The organism is Nostoc sp., assembly GCF_036916655.1.
Classification (GTDB): Bacteria; Cyanobacteriota; Cyanobacteriia; order Cyanobacteriales; family Nostocaceae; genus Nostoc.
In genome coordinates this window covers 363730-381120 of record NZ_JBALFY010000068.1, presented here as the reverse complement: position 1 = coordinate 381120, position 17391 = coordinate 363730, and the positions used below count along the sequence as shown (strand labels likewise).

16 protein-coding genes and 3 pseudogenes are annotated in these 17391 nt (G+C 41.8%); 8 read left to right on the top strand and 11 right to left on the bottom strand.

Annotated elements, in window-relative coordinates; translation table 11 throughout:
- Nucleotides 1-91: 91 nt before the first annotated feature.
- The 3 genes and pseudogenes from V7L31_RS19845 to V7L31_RS19835 form a co-directional block, all read right to left on the bottom strand.
- Nucleotides 92-625, bottom strand: a pseudogene (locus V7L31_RS19845) (transposase); the annotation flags it as partial.
- A 79-nt stretch (nt 626-704) separates the two neighbouring features.
- On the bottom strand, nt 705-1448 hold the full coding sequence (gene rph / locus V7L31_RS19840; RefSeq protein WP_334697817.1) for a ribonuclease PH: 744 nt from the start codon (nt 1446-1448) through the stop codon (nt 705-707).
- 155 nt (nt 1449-1603) lie between these two features.
- Nucleotides 1604-2227: an adenylate kinase family protein gene (locus V7L31_RS19835; protein WP_334697816.1), complete on the bottom strand. Its 624-nt coding sequence runs from the start codon at nt 2225-2227 to the stop codon at nt 1604-1606.
- 354 nt (nt 2228-2581) lie between these two features.
- Here V7L31_RS19835 and V7L31_RS19830 point away from each other — a divergent pair, with 354 nt between their 5' ends.
- Both V7L31_RS19830 and dcd read left to right on the top strand, forming a co-directional pair.
- Nucleotides 2582-3118, top strand: a complete 537-nt coding sequence (locus tag V7L31_RS19830) for a P-loop NTPase family protein (RefSeq protein ID WP_334697815.1) — start codon at nt 2582-2584, stop codon at nt 3116-3118.
- 292 nt (nt 3119-3410) lie between these two features.
- The gene (gene dcd, locus V7L31_RS19825; protein ID WP_334697832.1) at nt 3411-3980 is read left to right on the top strand and encodes a dCTP deaminase; all 570 of its coding nucleotides are present in this window, start codon (nt 3411-3413) and stop codon (nt 3978-3980) included.
- A gap of 42 nt (nt 3981-4022) precedes the next feature.
- Here the strand turns inward: dcd and V7L31_RS19820 are convergent, their stop codons facing one another.
- From V7L31_RS19820 to V7L31_RS19810, 3 genes are all read right to left on the bottom strand, one after another.
- Nucleotides 4023-4721 (bottom strand): DUF6745 domain-containing protein, encoded by a 699-nt coding sequence (locus V7L31_RS19820; protein WP_334697814.1) that lies wholly within the window; start codon nt 4719-4721, stop codon nt 4023-4025.
- Nucleotides 4721-5062 carry a hypothetical protein gene (locus tag V7L31_RS19815; protein WP_334697813.1) on the bottom strand — a complete coding sequence of 114 codons (342 nt, stop codon included), beginning with the start codon at nt 5060-5062 and terminating at the stop codon, nt 4721-4723. The genes V7L31_RS19820 and V7L31_RS19815 overlap by 1 nt, the downstream gene beginning before the upstream one ends.
- Nucleotides 5063-5240: 178 nt before the next feature.
- Entirely contained in the window at nt 5241-5861 is a 621-nt protein-coding gene (locus V7L31_RS19810; RefSeq protein WP_334697812.1) for an rRNA large subunit pseudouridine synthase E, read from the bottom strand.
- A gap of 208 nt (nt 5862-6069) precedes the next feature.
- On the opposite strand from V7L31_RS19810, the gene V7L31_RS19805 reads away from it, so the two are divergent.
- The gene (locus V7L31_RS19805) at nt 6070-6942 is read left to right on the top strand and encodes a phosphodiester glycosidase family protein (protein ID WP_334697811.1); all 873 of its coding nucleotides are present in this window, start codon (nt 6070-6072) and stop codon (nt 6940-6942) included.
- A gap of 55 nt (nt 6943-6997) precedes the next feature.
- Here the strand turns inward: V7L31_RS19805 and nblS are convergent, their stop codons facing one another.
- Together nblS and purD are read right to left on the bottom strand one after the other, a co-directional pair.
- Nucleotides 6998-8941 (bottom strand): two-component system sensor histidine kinase NblS, encoded by a 1944-nt coding sequence (nblS, locus tag V7L31_RS19800; protein ID WP_334697810.1) that lies wholly within the window; start codon nt 8939-8941, stop codon nt 6998-7000.
- Between the two features lie 130 nt (nt 8942-9071).
- Nucleotides 9072-10349 (bottom strand): phosphoribosylamine--glycine ligase, encoded by a 1278-nt coding sequence (gene purD / locus V7L31_RS19795; protein WP_334697809.1) that lies wholly within the window; start codon nt 10347-10349, stop codon nt 9072-9074.
- Between the two features lie 150 nt (nt 10350-10499).
- Between purD and V7L31_RS19790 the strand changes: the two are divergent.
- The 3 genes and pseudogenes from V7L31_RS19790 to V7L31_RS19780 form a co-directional block, all read left to right on the top strand.
- Nucleotides 10500-10932, top strand: a pseudogene (locus V7L31_RS19790) (DUF2391 family protein); the annotation flags it as partial.
- Nucleotides 10928-11153: pseudogene (locus tag V7L31_RS19785) on the top strand (TIGR02588 family protein); the annotation flags it as partial. The pseudogenes V7L31_RS19790 and V7L31_RS19785, both read left to right, overlap by 5 nt.
- A 484-nt stretch (nt 11154-11637) precedes the next feature.
- A complete protein-coding gene (locus V7L31_RS19780) occupies nt 11638-11805 on the top strand; it encodes a hypothetical protein (protein WP_334697808.1) in 168 nt (55 codons plus the stop codon).
- A 57-nt stretch (nt 11806-11862) separates the two neighbouring features.
- Here the strand turns inward: V7L31_RS19780 and V7L31_RS19775 are convergent, their stop codons facing one another.
- From V7L31_RS19775 to V7L31_RS19765, 3 genes are all read right to left on the bottom strand, one after another.
- Nucleotides 11863-12402 (bottom strand): Dps family protein, encoded by a 540-nt coding sequence (locus tag V7L31_RS19775; RefSeq protein ID WP_334697807.1) that lies wholly within the window; start codon nt 12400-12402, stop codon nt 11863-11865.
- 549 nt (nt 12403-12951) lie between these two features.
- A complete protein-coding gene (locus V7L31_RS19770) occupies nt 12952-13311 on the bottom strand; it encodes a hypothetical protein (protein ID WP_334697806.1) in 360 nt (119 codons plus the stop codon).
- A 528-nt stretch (nt 13312-13839) separates the two neighbouring features.
- Nucleotides 13840-14940, bottom strand: coding sequence for a glutamate--cysteine ligase (locus V7L31_RS19765; RefSeq protein WP_334697805.1), 1101 nt, complete (start codon nt 14938-14940; stop codon nt 13840-13842).
- A 582-nt stretch (nt 14941-15522) separates the two neighbouring features.
- Here V7L31_RS19765 and V7L31_RS19760 point away from each other — a divergent pair.
- Nucleotides 15523-16200 (top strand): Mo-dependent nitrogenase C-terminal domain-containing protein, encoded by a 678-nt coding sequence (locus tag V7L31_RS19760; RefSeq protein WP_334697804.1) that lies wholly within the window; start codon nt 15523-15525, stop codon nt 16198-16200.
- A 74-nt stretch (nt 16201-16274) separates the two neighbouring features.
- Nucleotides 16275-17303, top strand: coding sequence for a GTPase ObgE (obgE, locus tag V7L31_RS19755; protein ID WP_334697803.1), 1029 nt, complete (start codon nt 16275-16277; stop codon nt 17301-17303).
- Nucleotides 17304-17391: the final 88 nt, after the last annotated feature.

Here is a 17391-nt window from a genome sequence, read left to right as displayed (position 1 = left end):
CAGTATATGGTTTCTGTTTTGGCGGCGGCTCTCCCAAATTCAACACTCTCCTAGAATCCTACTGTCAATAGGGTTTGAGATGCGCTAACCCTGCTAGCTCTATTTTAGTTTTATATTTATCTGACTCCTTTAATGTTCCTTTTGGTTTAAATACTTTGACGATTAATGGAAAAGTTATATTAGCATAAACTCCATAAGCATTGACTGAAACTATTCCATTATCTATTTTCCCTACGCTTCCTAAATATTGTCTAGCTACATAATCAGTCTTTTTACCTTTTTTACTATCTCCTGTTTCATCTATTACTAATGTAATTGCACGACCATCTAATTGTTTCTTTAACTTATTTAATCTTCGTTGTTTTAATTTATTTACTGACCAATCTGAATTTGCTAAAAAATGGTGTAATGACTGTGCCGAATTTATGCTCACTACCTTTGCTATCTCTGGTAACGATTTTCGTTTTATCGTTGATATTATCCCCATGTGTAAATATTTGAAGCACTCATAATTCCTTACTTCTTTAAATAAGTCTTTATACTCTGCACAATATTCATCTACGATCGCAACTGTTGGGTGAGCGTCTCTTGCCAAATGTTTCAGGATTTGTAATTCTACATCCATTGCCCTGCCTACCTTCCAGAGTTTTTTATTTTAATCCTTTTATTAAGAATACTCGGAAAGTGACAGAAGAGGGATAAACCTAATTAATCACAAACAAACTTTCCCAGTCTGCGATCGCTTCACGTTGGGCAATTAACAATTCTTGAATTCCTTTTTGAGCCACATCTAGTAGTTGATCCAACTGGGTGCGGCTAAAGCTGCCTTCTTCGGCTGTTCCTTGAACTTCAATGATTCCCAGGTGTTGATTCATCACCACATTAAAATCTACTGTTGCAGCCACATCTTCGATATAATTTAGATCCAAAAATGGCTCTCCCTCCAGTAATCCTACGGAAACTGCTGCCACCTGACCAGATAAAGGCGATCGCTCCAACACGCCCTCTTGCAACAATTTAGAAACCGCATGAGCCAACGCCACAAACGAGCCTGTAATGGCTGTTGTCCGAGTTCCAGCGTCCGCTTGCAACACGTCAGCATCAACAGTCAGCGTGCGTTCTCCCAGTACCTCAAAATCCACTGCTGCGCGTAAGCTACGTCCAATTAGACGTTGAATTTCTTGCGTCCGTCCAGATAATTTCAATAATTCCCTTTCATGCCGTTTTTGAGTAGCAGATGGTAGCATCCGGTACTCAGCAGTTAACCAGCCTTTACCAGTTCCTTCAAGAAACTTTGGAACTCCCTTATTAACGCTAACAGTACAAAGTACCTGAGTATCACCGCATCTTGCGAGAACAGAACCAGGGGCAAAGCGGGTGAAATTGGGGTAAAAGCTGATCGGACGTAGTTCGTAGGGAAGACGACCATCAGGACGCTGCCAAGCCATTGGAGTTGCCTCAAATTTTACAGTACTGCCTTATAGATTACCTTAGTGTTGTAAATCTACTGGGGACTGTGGACTGGGGACTGGGTATTGTGAAGAATTTTTCCTAACTCATTACTCATTACTCATTACTCATTACTCATTACTCATTACTCTCTCTAAGGAACTGAAAGCAGAGTCAAAATATTTTGCTGCACCATTTCTGGTGACTGGTCGCCGTTGATGGTCAATAAGCAGCGACGGCGGTCGTAGTATTCTAAGATGGGAATGGTGCGATCGTAGAATAATTCTACACGGCGCTGCACGATTTCTGGTTGGTCATCTGGTAGCGATCGCCCCAAGGATCGACTAACCATTACCGCTTCTGGAACTTGGAGATAAATTGCCCAATCTAGCTTTTGTCCTAAATCATCCAATAAAAAATCTAATTCTTCAGCTTGGAAGGCAGTACGGGGATAGCCTTCTAACACCCAATCGCAGTTAATATCTGGTTGTCTGAGGCGTATTCTGATCAATTCAACAATCATTTCATCGGGAACTAACTCACCTTTTTGAATGTAGGGCTGTGCGTGGTAGCCTAGTTCACTCAAGCTAGCGTAAACAGAAAGAGAAGTTCGGGGATCGCCTTCTAACCATCGAAATTCCGGTAGGCGCTGATCGCCTGATATTGCTTCCCGTAAAATCTCACCTGTAGAAATCAGAGGAATATCAAAGTATCTGCAAAGCCTTTGTGCTTGAGTGCTTTTCCCCGATCCTGAACCTCCCAGAATCACCAATCTCACAACAATTTACTCCTCATCCTGTCAAATTCGCTACTAACTAAGTCTGTTTTGCCCAAATAAGTGGCAAATCTAACATTTAGCATTTAGCGATTTTCAGACGTTCTACCCAACTTGTTTAAATAATTGGAACCGTACCTCTTATGTTTTCATTTTTACAACTTCTTTCGGAGATAAAGACAAAAAAATTTAAATTAAAATAACTCTTGACTTGAACACAAACGTAATGTTTGACTAAGAATGCAATTTGCCAAATCCACCACACCTGTGAAAAACAGATTGATTATACACGCAAATTGACAAAAAATTTTGTTAGTATAAACTCTTGATTTATTGTATTTTTTAATACTTAATATTATGGTTGCCCAGCTAGAAACCCAAAGTATCAATTCAACCCTTACCCTAGCATATCCAGTTGAAGGGCTAGTACAAGTTTTCACTAGCTCCAATCGCAATTTCTTTACAAGCGTCATAGCTCAATCACTGAGAATAGCTGGACAAGGAACAACAGTATTAATAGTCCAGTTCCTCAAAGGAGGCATTCGTCAAGGACAGGATCGACCTGTACAACTAGGACAAAATTTAGATTGGATTCGCTGTGATTTGCCTCGTTGTATCGATACAGCACATCTAGATGATACGGAAAATCAAGCTTTACAAAAACTGTGGCAGTATACACAACAAGTAGTATGTGAGAGCAAATATTCTCTCGTAGTGTTAGATGAGTTAAGTTTAGCGATTAACTTTGGTTTAATTCCTGAAACGGAAGTTTTAGCATTTTTGGCAAAACGCCCTCCCCACGTCGATATCATTCTTACAGGGCCAGAGATGCCCAAATCTCTCTTGGATGTAGCAGATCAAATTACAGAAATTCGCCGCAGTTATCGACCTTAAATCAAATAAGTAAATCAAATAAGTGCGGATGTAAAAAGATTTATGTCATTGCGTACTCCTTTCCTACGGAACGCTACGCGAACGGAGAACCCGTAGGGTACGAAGTGTTCGCGGAGCGTCTCTAAGAGTTGCAATCGCGAGAGTTTGGGATTGCTACGTTTCGCTGCGTTCAACTCGCAATAACAATGGATTTTTAATTTTGTATGACTACTTATTCAATTCAGGATATTCTAGTAATTCGGTTTGAATTAGCTGTGAAGTTGTGATTAAAAACGATATCTGGATTACTGAAATGTCTCAACAGGGTTTAATTTCGCCCTTTGAGCCAAGTTTAATCCGAAAAGTGCAAAAAGATGAGTCTGTAGCGGTTCAACCTGTAATTAGCTATGGTTTATCTTCTTATGGCTACGATATACGCCTTTCTTCGGCTGAGTTCCGCATTTTCCGCCACATTCCTGGAACTGTAGTTGATCCCAAAAACTTTAATCCCCAAAATCTAGAACCAACAGCACTGCACACAGATGCCAATGGTAGTTATTTTATTTTACCTGCCCATTCCTATGGTCTGGGGGTTGCTCTAGAAAAACTGGAGGTTCCTGAGAATATTACTGTAATTTGCATAGGTAAATCTACTTATGCAAGATGTGGAATAATTGCAAATCTAACACCTGCTGAAGCTGCATGGCGGGGTCATTTAACTTTAGAGTTTTCTAATTCTTCTAGTGCTGACTGTCGCATTTACGCTAATGAAGGCGTGGTGCAATTACTATTTTTAGAAGGTGAACCCTGCGCTATTAGTTATGAAACTCGTCAGGGAAAATATCAGGATCAGCTAGAAATCGTGACGTTGGCAAAGGTATAAATTAGGACTTTGGCAATGAAATCACAACAGTAACCTGGATTCTTAAGCCTCGATCGCAGGGTTATAATCATCTGGATTATCAAAGCCTGCAATCCAGGCGGCTGCCTGATGACAACTTTGCGTATGAGGTGGAACGCGCAGGATATGAATATGTCCTGTAGAGGGACAAGTGACTTTCAAGACCATAAGCGGCTCGTCATCGTCAAAAGGAATGTAGACTAGTTGGCGTTCTCCACCAGCGTCTCGATCGCGATCGCGGATCAATCCTCCCACTTGCTGCAAAAATGTTTCGTATCCCAAACGTTCAATCAGTACGCGGCGCAACTCAACATTCTCTATATTGAGAATATCCTGCCCGGTGATTGACTGGGATTCAAAGGCAATGCGATCGCTTACCTGCACGCCTCGCCAGCGTAAGACAAAACCATGCCCCGCAGATAGACTGGTGATTCCACTTCCCGCCAACTCGATCCAATAAGTAACATGGAGTCCTTTGGGAAGCGTAGTCAGGTTTACACAATCGCTGATATCAATACTTTCACAGGTTAAATTTTCAGGCAGATTGTAAAGATTCAACGTACTGCTTAAATCTAGATGACCCAAAACACGCATACCATCCCAGGCGCGATGCTCAAGGATAAGTTTTCGAGCAACTTCAGCCGATATAGGCTCGTGACTTTCCTTGGGGCGCTGCTTAATTGGTCTATTTGGCACGCGTCCATTTGACATCATCTTGAGCATTAGTCCATCACCTCTACATAAGTATCAGGGCGATATTCACGTTGTTTCCAGATGCGGTAAAGCCCTTGGGGTAATTCAATCGCCCGATGTTCTTCATGAACTAAAGTAGCACTCAGTTCTTTAACCTCAAGAAAAAGGTCACTACCATGTGCCCACAACTGAACAGCATTGGATTGCTGAATGCGATGGCTGTGTCCTGTGATTTCACCATGAGCGAGAGTAGCCCCTACGCGCTTTTGAGCAGCGACAGGTAAGGTAACAATACGTTTGATCAGAACGTCGCCATGTCTGTAGAGAACACTAGCTTGGTTACTTTGGGAGTTATTGCTGTTGTTAAACATTTTTCTATAATAACAATACCTTTCTTATGATATTAGGAGTAACCCTCAATACTGTTCGTTAAGACAAGAGACGCGATGAATCGCCGTCTCTATAATAATTAGGGACTGACAAATAAAAAATATCCAATTAACTCTTTAATCAGTGGAGGATTCAGACTCATTACTGCTTCAAGACTACTTAGAGAACATTTGCCTTTGAGGGAAAATTTTTCGATTTACTAAAATTATGTAGAAATTGGAGTTCAGATGCAGTGAGGTCACGCCATTGACCCAATTGTAGGTCATCTAATTTTAGGTGAGCTATGCTGACCCTGACCAGTCGCAAAGTCGGAAACCCTACAGCCGCAGTCATCCGCCGTACTTGGCGGTTTTTTCCCTCTGTCAAAGTCATTTCTAGCCAAGCTGTCGGTATATTTTTGCGAAATCTAATCGGCGGTGTGCGTTCAGTTAACTGTGGTTCTTCGGGTAAAAGCCTAACTTCTGCTGGTTGAGTGCGGTAATCTTGAATTTCCACACCTGTTTGCAACCTTTGGATAGCAGAAGCATCTGGAATTCGCTCTACCTGTACCCAATAAGTACGTTTATGACCAAAACGTGGATGGGCGAGGCGATGTTGCAATTGTCCATCGTTTGTTAACAGTAGCAATCCTTCACTATCCCAATCTAAACGTCCTACTGGATAGACATCAGGCACATCAATATAATCTTTGAGGGTGCTGTGGGTGGGAGCATCTTTTGTAAATTGGCTAAGAACACCATAAGGTTTGTAAAAAATAATATATCGGTAATGATTAGTCATTTGTCATTGGGTATTGGGGACTGGGTATTGGGGACTGGGTATTGAGGACTGGGGACTAGGCAATAATCAATAGTTTTTCTTCCCCTGCTCCCCTGCATCCCTGCCTCCCCTACTTCCTTTCTCCACTCTCCATAACATGAGTTTTGCTGGGCAAAATTATCCAAGGATTTGGGCATCCTAATAAAAACGATATAGTGAAGGGTTGATTATGCCAAGTTCTAAAATCTGCCGGCGGTCTTTTTTGTTTTTAGGAGGTGCTGTCTTGGCACAAGGATTAACATTGGCACTCCCGGCAACTGCTCAAACTGTACAGGTGAAGAGGGGTAAGGTAAATGGTTTCTCTTTTTATCAAACTATTATTGACCTTACCGATCCCAAAACTTTCATTACTATTGGTTTAGCGAATAATGCAACTTTGGCTAATACTAATCAAAAAACTAGTGGTGATGAAGAATTTAACAACCTAGTGGCTCGTCATCGCGCTGCTGTCGTTGCTAATGGTACTTTTTTTGCCAAGAATTCTCAGAAAACAGTGATGGGTAACATGGTAGCGGCAGGGAGATTCCTCAAATACAGTCAGTGGGAAAATTTTGGCACTACTTTGGGGTTACGAGTTGGCAATAAACCGGAGATGGTGACAGCACGGGTTGATGGTAAACCGCAATGGAATCAACATTGGTTGTCTATCACCTGCGGGCCTCGACTGTTGAGACAGGGACAAATTTGGCTGAAGCCGGATGTTGAGGGATTTAAAGATCCTCATGTTTTAGGTACTGGCGACCGAACTGCGATCGGGTTTCCTGCTGATGGTACAAAGCTATTTTTGATAAATTTTGATAGTGGTTTAACTTTACAGCAAGAAGCGCAAGTGATGAAAGCGATCGGCTGTCACGAAGCGATGAACTTAGATGGTGGTGCATCAAAAGCTTTTGCTGCTAATGGTAAAATTTTAGTCCCTGCTGGACGCCCACTAACTAATGTGATTGTTGTTTATGATAGCAAGAATCCTGCTCCTGCTGATTTACAACAGTCATGGGTAAGGTTTCAAAAAGGCGATCGCCCCATAATACCTCATGCTTAAAAACGCGAATGTGGGCGGTCTTTTAACCCAGCACTCTTCATAGAGTCCCTTGTCGTTAAGCTGTGATGATCTTGGATGCTTCGGCAATAGGCTCAACTTGTATTAGTGGTTTCTCGTCAAAGGTAGCTAAATCAAACCAAAAGGTAGTACCAACGCCGACTTCACTCACTAGATGAACTTTACTATGATGTCTGTCAATGATATTTCTGACAATCGATAAACCTAAACCAGTGCCTTCTAGAGTGTGAACTCGGTTTTCGACGCGAAAGAAGCGTTCAAAAATTGAGTGTTGATCTTCTGTGGCGATGCCAATTCCAGTATCGGAAATTTCAATCCGCACTGGAGCCGATTGGGTGTGACTGGGTTTGAAATCTAGTTGGTAGGCACGGATTACTACTTTACCACTGGCTTTTGTGAATTTAAGGGCATTACCAATCAGATTGCCAAACACTTGTACTAACAGATCGTAATTACCTAAAACTAGCGGCAAATTAGGGGCAACTTCCTGAAGCAGTTCAACACCTTTATCTTTTGCATTGAGTTGGTAAGTACGTAAGGTTTGCTCGATCGCTTGGGCTAAATCTACGCCGTCAAAGCTGTAGCTGCGACCAGATTCGAGTTTTGACAAATCCAAAACATCGTTAACTAGGCGGGTGAGGCGATCGGTTTCATGGTTCACGGTTTGCAAAAACTCTTGCCGTTCTTGTAAAGCTAAGTCTTCGCCGTAGTCATGCAGGGTTTCAATATAAGTTTTGATGTTAAATAGAGGCGTTCGCAGTTCGTGAGAAACGTTGCTGATAAATTGACTTTTTGCATCGTTTAGTTCGACCTCACGAGTTATATCTTGAATAGTAATGGCAATACCTTTGATGCTTTCCCTTTGCAGGTTGAGTACTGTAGTCAAGAGAATGCGGATTGTTCGGGGGATGGGTTGGTTAATAAAAATTCGGAATTCGGCGCTTTCGCATTCGCCTGCTGCCATTTCGTACAAGGGACGGGTGATTTCCATTTGTACAGATGAGGGTAAGTGATGTAAAACATTGTTACCTACCACATCAGCAGCTTCCCAGCCAAAAATCCGTTGTGCTGTGGGGTTGACTAAAATCACCTGCATGTTGTTATCAATCAACACGGCACCATCTGCGATTGTTGAAACCAGGGTTTCTAGCTTGGCTTTTTCTGCGGTCAGTTCCTCAATATTCTGTTCTTCATAGCGCTCTAATCGCTCTCCCATTTCATTAAAGCTTAAAATTAATTCCCCCAGTTCGCCCCCTAAAGGTAAATCAATGCGCTGCTTAAAATTTCCGGTGGCAATTTGCTTTACCCCTACCAGCAGTTCTTTAATGGGCTTGGTGATGGTTAAGGCGTTAATCACTCCTGCCAAAATCACCATTACCCAAATCGTGATAAAAACGGCAATGGTGACATCGCGGGTAAAATTGGTGGAGATCACAGCAGTCTGATTGGGATTGATACCGATCGCTAATACACCTAAGTATTTCTGATTGACTATCAGAGGAATAAATACATCGGTGACTATCCCATCTGGGGTTGTGTGTTGCCGCACCATTGGTTTTTCGTCATTACCAGGGTAATCTTCTGGCAGTTGTATTCGCCGTTTAATGGTGAGGGAATTTTCTACCTCGGCTTCCCAAAAAGGAATGCCAAAAAAGATTTCCCCAGTTTCATCGGCGTAAAGCATATAACGCACACTAGAGGTGCTGCTATAGAAACGTTGGGAAAATTGGGCAACCTCAGTGAGATTATTGTCAGCGACTAAGGGGGCAACGTTGGCAGCAAGAAGCAGTCCTAAGTCACGACCGAAGCGGGTGTCATTCATCCGCGCATCCTGCTGAATTGTATTCACAGCCCAGAAAGTCAAACCACTCATCACCAAGGAAACTACCATTGTGGCCACAGCCAGCAGTTTAGTCTGGAGTGTGAACTCATACCACCAACTGGCGATCGCATCTCGAATTGTTTTTAACAGACTTAGCATCTTAAATAAAGTTGTTAGTAATCTTTGTTATAAAGCCCAACAACTAAAAAATTAACAGTTAATTTGACAAATATGTTAGGAATTGGGGATTGGGCATGGGGAATAACTATAAACTCCAAACTCCAAACTCCTAACTCCTAACTCTATGACCGATATCTCTCCGGTAATATATCCCCTCAAACTGAATATATTTGATACCTGCGTAGGCTTGGGCGATCGCTTGCTCAAAATTTTCTCCGATTCCAGTCACATTTAATACTCGACCCCCGTCTGTGACTATTTCTTGTTGCTGGTTTAATTTTGTACCTGCGTGAAATACAGTTGCTCCTGTTGCCTCTGCTTCTTCAATGCCAGCAATCACCTGTCCCTTCTCATATTCTCCCGGATAACCACCAGAAGCGGCAACGACTGTGGCAGATGCTCCCCCTTTCCAAGCAATGGGTGGCAATTCACTCAATCGCTGTTGTACACAGGCTAGAATCAACTCTTCTAAGGGTGTTTCTAGCAGTGGCAAAATTACCTGGGTTTCTGGATCGCCGAAGCGACAGTTAAATTCCAAAACTTTCAAGTCGCCATCGGATGCAATCATTAATCCAGCATATAGCACGCCTCGGTAATCAATGCCTTTAGCTCGTAAGGTGGCGATCGCTCTTTCTAACACCTCTGTTTGAATGCGTGCCATCAACTCTGTTGTCGCGATGGGTGCTGGGCTGTATGCTCCCATCCCGCCAGTATTTTCTCCTGTATCGCCATCACCAATCCGCTTATGGTCTTGTGCTGGTAGCAAGGGTCTAATTGTCAACCCATCTGTTAACGCTAAAACTGACACCTCTTGCCCAATCAAACATTCTTCAATAACGACAAATTCACCAGCACTACCAAATTGTCCCTGAAAAATCGCATCAATTGCACTTTCTGCCTCTGCAACGGTTTCAGCCACCGTTACACCCTTACCAGCCGCCAAACCATCAGCTTTTACAACAATTGGCGCTCCCTGAGATTTAACGTAAGATTTGGCTGCCGCAGCCTCCGTAAATACCGCAGCCCGTGCCGTCGGAATCCCGGCTTCTTGCATCAGGGCTTTTGCCCAAGCTTTACTCGCTTCAATTTGCGCTCCTGCTCTCACTGGGCCAAATACCATCAATCCTTTGTCTTGGAGGTAATCTGTGATTCCCTTAGAAAGGGGGACTTCTGGCCCAACGATTACCAGAGTTATGCCATGTTCGAGAGCATATTGGCTCATGCCCTCGAAATCATCTACTGTTAGGGGCAAGTTCTGGCAACGTTCCATACTTGCTGTGCCCCCATTCCCTGGTACACAGATAACTTGCTCAATTTGCTTAGATTGCAACAGTTTCCATGCCAGAGCATGTTCGCGCCCCCCATTACCGACAACTAAAACTTTCACAGATTTCCTCGTGCGTTCCTTGCGAAACGAGAATGCCTTGGTGGCTCTCGCGGATCAATTTTTTCATTAATTCTCCCACTTGTGCAAGCCCCAAATACTAAAATGTAGCGTAGTTCAAAGCAAATTTTAAATAAAAGGAAAGTTAAAGGAGTGCCAAAAAAACCTCAAAAAAATGTATGGAGAAGTGAGATTAATGACATCATCAGAGGTGCTTGTGGAGGTTTTTTATTTGGCATACCCTTACTGTACATAATGGAAGTCTGGTGGATTGGATCGCGGGCCAAACCACAACTTATGATGATTGCGATCGCATTGATGTTTATTGTGGTTTACTTGCTCAATCAGATAGAAGGCTTTCGGAAACGCAGATATAGCTGGATAGCTCATCAAGCCGCAATGGATACCGTTGAAGCGATCGCGATCGGAATAGCTTGCTCTACCTTTGTGCTGTTACTATTGCGAGAATTGACACCAGAAACTTCCTTAAGAGAATCTTTAGGTAAAATCAATCTTTGAAAGTGTGCCTTTCGCTATCGGCGTAGCATTATCCAATAAGCTATCGGGAGATACTGACAATGGATCAACCTCCCATCCTTTCTGTCACCAAAAAACAAACCATTCGGGAAATTGGTGGTCAATTATTATGTTCCCTTTGAAGTTGTGAATACTGGAGGAAATACAGCTGAGTCAGTTCAGATTATGGCAGAGTTACTAATTGACGGCAAAATTACAGAAACAGGAGAGCAACAGATCGATTTTTTATCGAGTGGGAAAAGCGAAGAAGGCGCATTTATATTCAGCTAGAACCCGCGCCAAGGTCAGTTAAATCTGCGCGTTGGTAGTTATAAATTGCCATAATCGCTTGTGATTATAAATTACCAACAACCTGCAAAGATATCTAGTTATTGACGCGCAGTAGCTTAAGCTTTGACCGAAAACGACTCATGATATCATGTCCGCCTAATTAGTTATAATTCCCGCATCTGTGCAAAAACCAGGAAACCCTCTTTCCCCCTGCCGTCTTAATGATAAGTCTTTAACCGGACATGATTATGATAAGCTGTTCCACATTTAAATTGCATAAGCTGGGCGCTCATGTTGCCATTAGTGTCAACTTAACGTGAAACCGCTCGTCTGCCAGGAATTGAAATTCCCGTCTCATATCTAAATTCATCTGAAGATGACTAAATATCGCCAAAAATCTCCAGTCTACTTCAGTAGACTTAAGCCTATTAGCCCGAAAATTTATTTCCGGGCGGGCATGGAAGCCAACAGCTAAGGTTTTTTAATGAAAACTATAAATCACAAAGATGCGATAAATCGCCGTCAAGACGAAAGACTAATTGTAAAAACGGCGATTTATCACGTCTCTTGTCTGAACCTAATAACTAAATCGGCGGGTGGCTATCCCGGATACCCCTCTTGTTGGGATAGGATTCCCGCCGATTTTCGTTGAGGGAAAAATCAATCCTCCCTCAACTAATTTCACAGTCAGACATTCCCCAGTTAAAAGCTATACACCTACAGGAGTCTTAGACTTTGCTGCTGGCTGTCTACCATCTGGATCTAATGCTTCGCCTTCAATAAATGAGCGCAGCATCCAAGCGATTTCCTCATGCTGTTCCAACAGTCCAGTTAAAAAGTCAGCAGTTCCTTGATCGTGAAACTTTTCACCAGACTGATCTACATGATCTCTCAAGTTACGAATAACCTGCTCGTGGTCATCGACTAGATTAGCTACCATCCCTGTAGCTGTGGGAACATTACCGGCATGTTCCTTGAGGGTAGCAAGCTTGAGAAATCCCTCTAAAGTGCCAACTGGATAACCGCCCAAAGCACGAATCCGCTCTGCCAAGGCATCAATATTTAGAGTCAACTTTTGGTAGTGTTCTTCCCAAAGCTGGTGCAAAGAGCGGAACTGAGGGCCGACGACATCCCAGTGGTACTTTTTGGTTTTCACCAGCAATAAATACGCATCTGCCAAATCTTGATTTAACAGATTAATTACACCTTCACGCTGTTCTTCGGTCAAACCAATGTTTATCGAGCGCATTATTTTTCATCCCTAAGCAAACTTATTTATTAACTTCCCAAATTTTCTACCTAATCCACATCAACCAAAGGAAGCATTATGAGTTTAAATTAATTATCACATTACATAGTTGTACCTATGTCTTAATAGGTAGTACCGCCAGGCAACATTGAGAATCGAAACTTCAAAAACAATACAGCGTAAGCATTTCATTGATTTTGAATGTGTAGCTTATTTACGCTGTGTTGTATTAGTACTATTCAGATAATGGGAATTTTAACAATTAAGATAGATTTATTTTTAGTAAAACAAATAATCCCCATCAGATGTTGCACCTTTAATTTGCACTAATAATTTTTCAATATGATTGTGGGGTGGGCATCTTGCCCGCCCTGCTAATGAAAGTTTTATACGTAACAGCTTATTAATATAGTAGTCGATTAAGACAGTTGGAAGTAAAACTCCGTAAAGTATCTAGCCTATTTTCCCTAATGTATCTAACAAATAATAATGGGCGATCGCTTTTACGCAATCACCCATTACTACCGACAAATTACCAAGGTATTAACTCTATTTCTTACCTGTAACTTTATCCAACAAATTCTTTACATTTTCTTCTACTGAGTTTGCGCTCTGCGAATTCCCAGGATTCTTTTGCTGGTCAATATCAGCATCTCCCTGAACCTCATTAAGTCCTTTGTTAGACTCCTTTTGAACCTTTTCTAGTCCCGCTGGTGGTTCTTTAGCAGCTTCGTCAGTTTTGCGCTGAATATCAAGTAGTTGTGTAGTTCCTTCGGTAGGCTTACTTTGATAGCTATCGATTGCAAAAGCAGGAAAAGCATTAGAGAATAATACTAGGGCACAAGTAAAAGCCACCACTAGAAAACGTACTGGACGGAAAATAGATAAAACAGAAGCAATAGTCTTCATTTGAAATCCTCGTTAACAGCTTTAACAACGCAGAACTTTCACCGAAAGAGCGAAGCACATACCCTTATTTAGCAATTTGAACAATCATAAAAATTGCCAGATGCGCTTCAATCTAGAAGTTCTTTAAAAATCAACCTGAAGTTCAAATTTAAGCTCTTCTTTTCAGGTTCCATGCTTATACTTTTACTTTGAGAATGCTAATGTCTGCATCAATCTCTAGAATGAAGTTTACTATATCTTTAGTTATAATAAAATCAATCTCTAGGTATATCGACTTAACCTTTAATGGCTCTGCTCTTGATGTTCAGTTAGCTCAACTTTATCCCATCAAAGAACTTTTTGGATTAATACGGTTCAGTTAAACCCAAAATCCCTGTTAGAGACGCGTTAGCTTGATGAGGCGAAGCTTTACGTCTCTAAAAGTCTCAAATCAGTACTACAAATCTTTAACCCAAGCGTATTGCTTTAAGGACTATGCACCTGAGACACTTTTTTGCAAGTACTATTTTATACATTAAGTGTTTTACTTTAAGCTTTATAAGTCTGCCTTATTACTTCTTCTATTGAACTTACGCGATGGAACATTTCTATTAATTCATGGGATCTTGTTTTTCGCTTTGCCAGCAGCACTTTTAGTGATGTTAAATAATGAACATCTGAATCATCTCCCAAAGCGACTTCGGCTGCTTGTAAGACTTTTGTCGCATTTGCGAAAATATCCTCGTTGTCAAAACCTTCTTTTGCAGAAAGTTGATGTAGTGCAGCATCAGGTACAGTTGCTCTACCCAGCAAAGTTTCATCTAAAACCAAACCTTTCAATAATGTCAGTAAAGCCGCATAGATTAAAAAATCATCACAACTATCACAAGCCTTAAATTCAATACGTCCTACTTCAGCCGGAATGCGGGCGATTTTTGTCAAAGAAGGTATGCTATTAATCAGTTGTTCTTGCTTCTGAACAAAAACTAAAGTTGCTGGTCTTTTTCCAGTTCTGATAAATGTTCGTACTGATAAACCATTCCATAAACCTCCCTGATAAAAAGGAGAACTATAACTAAAAGGGACAATATATGGGCTGTAATAAGTTAACTTTCTACCAATATCAATTACACTTTCTATAGATAAATCTGCCACTGAAATATTTAAATCTGGCCCATAAGATACCATGTGAATATTAGCAGTTTGTTCATCAGGATAACCTTCTAGCTGTTTGATTTCATAATTGTTTAACGGTGGTTGAGGCTCAAAGGCTGGATTGTAGGGATTGAAACTAACCAAAACTGGTGATAACCCAAAATTACTAGCAACTTCACGTAATAAGCGAAAACTTTCTGATAATTCAGTAATAGCACCTTGAATATTAGAATGGATAGTTGTCCTAATTTCAATACCTTTAACATGACAGTCTATTACCTCATCGGAATCTGCAAATCTTTCAAATCCTTCAATATACCATCTCTTCATCTTAATCCCTGCATCCCCGACACGTAATTGAGGATAGTCGCTGGGGTAGGTAGGTAGCCTTTCAATAATTTGATTTAATTCATAAAATTTTGTGTGGGAAAAATCAGCAAATTTTCCTTGTTTATTTAAGAAAGCGACTTCATGCTCAATGCCAAAGAAAAACATTATGTATACCTTAATTGTTTAGAGTTAACTTAATATAGTAATCCTAAATCATTCGTTAAAATCAGATAGGATTGCATAGAGGAGGAAGTAACAAGCAGGTTTGTATCCTGACAAACTTCCATGACTGTGTAACGCAAATTGCAGCCTTGAATCTTATTTATAAGAAGAATTTAGAACTCAGGAGTCAGAATTCAGTATGAATTCTGTACGAGTGGGTGATAGCGCAGCGTAAAGCCTTCTCTTTCAGAGACGCGGCATAGCAACGCTATGAGCGAGTCCGTGATAGCAAAGCGGTAGCGAGTATTTTCTAGTCGCATCTGAATATTGATTAAAACCGTACTTCTCTACGAGACGCTACCGCGTAGCTTGCTTCCCCGTAGGGGTACGTCCCGCTACGCGCTTTCGCCCTGGGCGAAAAAAATTAAAATATTCTCGCCTTAAAACTCTATCTATAAAGAGATAGAGTATTCTGAATTCTGACTTATTTTTGAATTGTGAATTTTCTCTGCTTCTCCCACTACCTTCATACTCACTGATTAGGGTAGCTTAGTAGTGACTGAGGAAAGCTTGAGACGTGAGTTTATGACAAGTACCGTTCAATCCCCCTACAGCAGCGAACAGATTGCCGCTTGGTTGCGTGGACTGCTAACCATTGCTTGGGCAGATGGTAATTTTGACGATCAAGAACAGGAATTAATTGCCAGCATCACTAAAGATGAATTAGCTCTTGGGATGAAATGGGACTCACTAGAGGTAATTACGCCAGAGGAATTAGCCGCAGTGTTGGGTAAAGGTACGCCAACAGCGGAAAATTTTTTAAGGACAGCGGTGATGGTAGCGATCACAGATGGTACTTATTCTCCCAGCGAAGATGAGGTTCTGCAACAGTTCTGCCAAGCCTTAGAACAGCCAGAGAATTTTTTGGAAGCCCTTCGCCACACACTAGAACACCCAGAGCAAATCACCCCCACTGCCCTCACAACTGGACTTACAAAGCGTCAAATAAATGCACTACACCCCCTGCGTGAATGGCTGGATGGGTTAGATATCCAAGATCCAAGAGTAGCCCGCTTTTTGTGTAAAATGATTCCCTCTCAGTGTCCCTTTGAGCGGGATGTCACCTTATTTGGACGCAAGATTGTGCATATTCCACCGATGTGTAAAATTAATCCGTTGTATGAGCAACTGGTAGGCTTACGTTTTCGTGCCCTCTCTTATCTAGCAGACAAATGTGGTGAAGATGTTTCAGCATATATTTAGTTAAAGTGGAGAGTGAGGAGTTATAATTTTTAACTCCCAATTCCTAACTCCTCACTTCTCACTCTTATTTAAGTATGCAATTTATCGACCAAGCAAAAATTGAAGTTGAAGCTGGCAAAGGTGGCGATGGTATTGTCGCCTTCCGGCGAGAGAAGTACGTGCCCACTGGTGGCCCCTCTGGTGGTAATGGGGGGCGAGGCGGTTCGGTATTTTTCGTTGCCGATGAAAACCTACAAACCTTGCTGGACTTCAGATATAATCATCGATTTCAAGCAGAAAAAGGTACTCGTGGTGGGCCAAAAAACTGCACTGGAGCCGCAGGAAAGGATTTAATGATCGAAGTTCCCTGCGGTACAACCATTTATGATGCTGAAACTGGTGAATTGCTGGGGGATTTAATTGAGCCTCAGCAGACTTTACTGATTGCCCAAGGTGGTAAAGGCGGACTAGGAAATCAGTATTTCTTAAGTAACCGTAACCGTGCCCCAGAATATGCTCTCCCCGGATTACCAGGGGAAATAAAGCAGCTGCGCCTAGAATTAAAACTTTTGGCAGAAGTGGGGATTATTGGCTTACCAAACGCTGGTAAATCTACTCTAATTTCATCTTTATCAGCAGCACGACCAAAAATTGCAGACTACCCATTCACAACCCTGATCCCGAATTTGGGTGTAGTGCGGAAACCTACTGGCGATGGTACTGTTTTCGCCGACATTCCCGGACTAATTGCAGGAGCCGCTCACGGGGCTGGGCTGGGGCATGATTTCTTACGCCATATCGAGCGCACACAGGTGCTACTTCACTTGATTGATGCCACTAGTGATGATGTGGTTAGAGATTACAACACAATCAAGGAAGAATTAAAAGCTTATGGACAGGGTTTAGCAGAACGTCCGCAAATTTTGGCACTGAATAAAATTGATGCAGTCGATCGCGAAACTGTCGATTTGGAGGCGTTAGCCACCCAACTTAATCATCTCTCCTACGCCCCCGTTTTTGTGATTTCAGCGGTTACTCGCACCGGATTAGAGCCGATGTTACAGGAAATTTGGGGAATTCTCGACCAAATGAAAGTTCCTGAAGCAGTGGAGGTATTTAGCTGACCGAACAAGGCAAAAGTAAAAAGTTAAAAGGCAAAAGAAAGAAAAAGAAAAATGGTCACAAGCCCCTAAATTTATTTATGGAATGAAA

Bases quoted from the DNA above. Each gene is read 5' to 3' on its own strand.
- rph (WP_334697817.1), bottom strand. From the start codon at position 1,448: ATGGCTTGGCAGCGTCCTGATGGTCGTCTTCCCTACGAACTACGTCCG.
- V7L31_RS19830 (WP_334697815.1), top strand. From the start codon at position 2,582: ATGGTTGCCCAGCTAGAAACCCAAAGTATCAATTCAACCCTTACCCTA.
- dcd (WP_334697832.1), top strand. From the start codon at position 3,411: ATGTCTCAACAGGGTTTAATTTCGCCCTTTGAGCCAAGTTTAATCCGA.
- V7L31_RS19820 (WP_334697814.1), bottom strand. From the start codon at position 4,721: ATGCTCAAGATGATGTCAAATGGACGCGTGCCAAATAGACCAATTAAG.
- V7L31_RS19815 (WP_334697813.1), bottom strand. From the start codon at position 5,062: ATGTTTAACAACAGCAATAACTCCCAAAGTAACCAAGCTAGTGTTCTC.
- V7L31_RS19810 (WP_334697812.1), bottom strand. From the start codon at position 5,861: ATGACTAATCATTACCGATATATTATTTTTTACAAACCTTATGGTGTT.
- V7L31_RS19805 (WP_334697811.1), top strand. From the start codon at position 6,070: ATGCCAAGTTCTAAAATCTGCCGGCGGTCTTTTTTGTTTTTAGGAGGT.
- nblS (WP_334697810.1), bottom strand. From the start codon at position 8,941: ATGCTAAGTCTGTTAAAAACAATTCGAGATGCGATCGCCAGTTGGTGG.
- V7L31_RS19780 (WP_334697808.1), top strand. From the start codon at position 11,638: ATGAAAACTATAAATCACAAAGATGCGATAAATCGCCGTCAAGACGAA.
- V7L31_RS19775 (WP_334697807.1), bottom strand. From the start codon at position 12,402: ATGCGCTCGATAAACATTGGTTTGACCGAAGAACAGCGTGAAGGTGTA.
- V7L31_RS19770 (WP_334697806.1), bottom strand. From the start codon at position 13,311: ATGAAGACTATTGCTTCTGTTTTATCTATTTTCCGTCCAGTACGTTTT.
- V7L31_RS19765 (WP_334697805.1), bottom strand. From the start codon at position 14,940: ATGTTTTTCTTTGGCATTGAGCATGAAGTCGCTTTCTTAAATAAACAA.
- V7L31_RS19760 (WP_334697804.1), top strand. From the start codon at position 15,523: ATGACAAGTACCGTTCAATCCCCCTACAGCAGCGAACAGATTGCCGCT.
- obgE (WP_334697803.1), top strand. From the start codon at position 16,275: ATGCAATTTATCGACCAAGCAAAAATTGAAGTTGAAGCTGGCAAAGGT.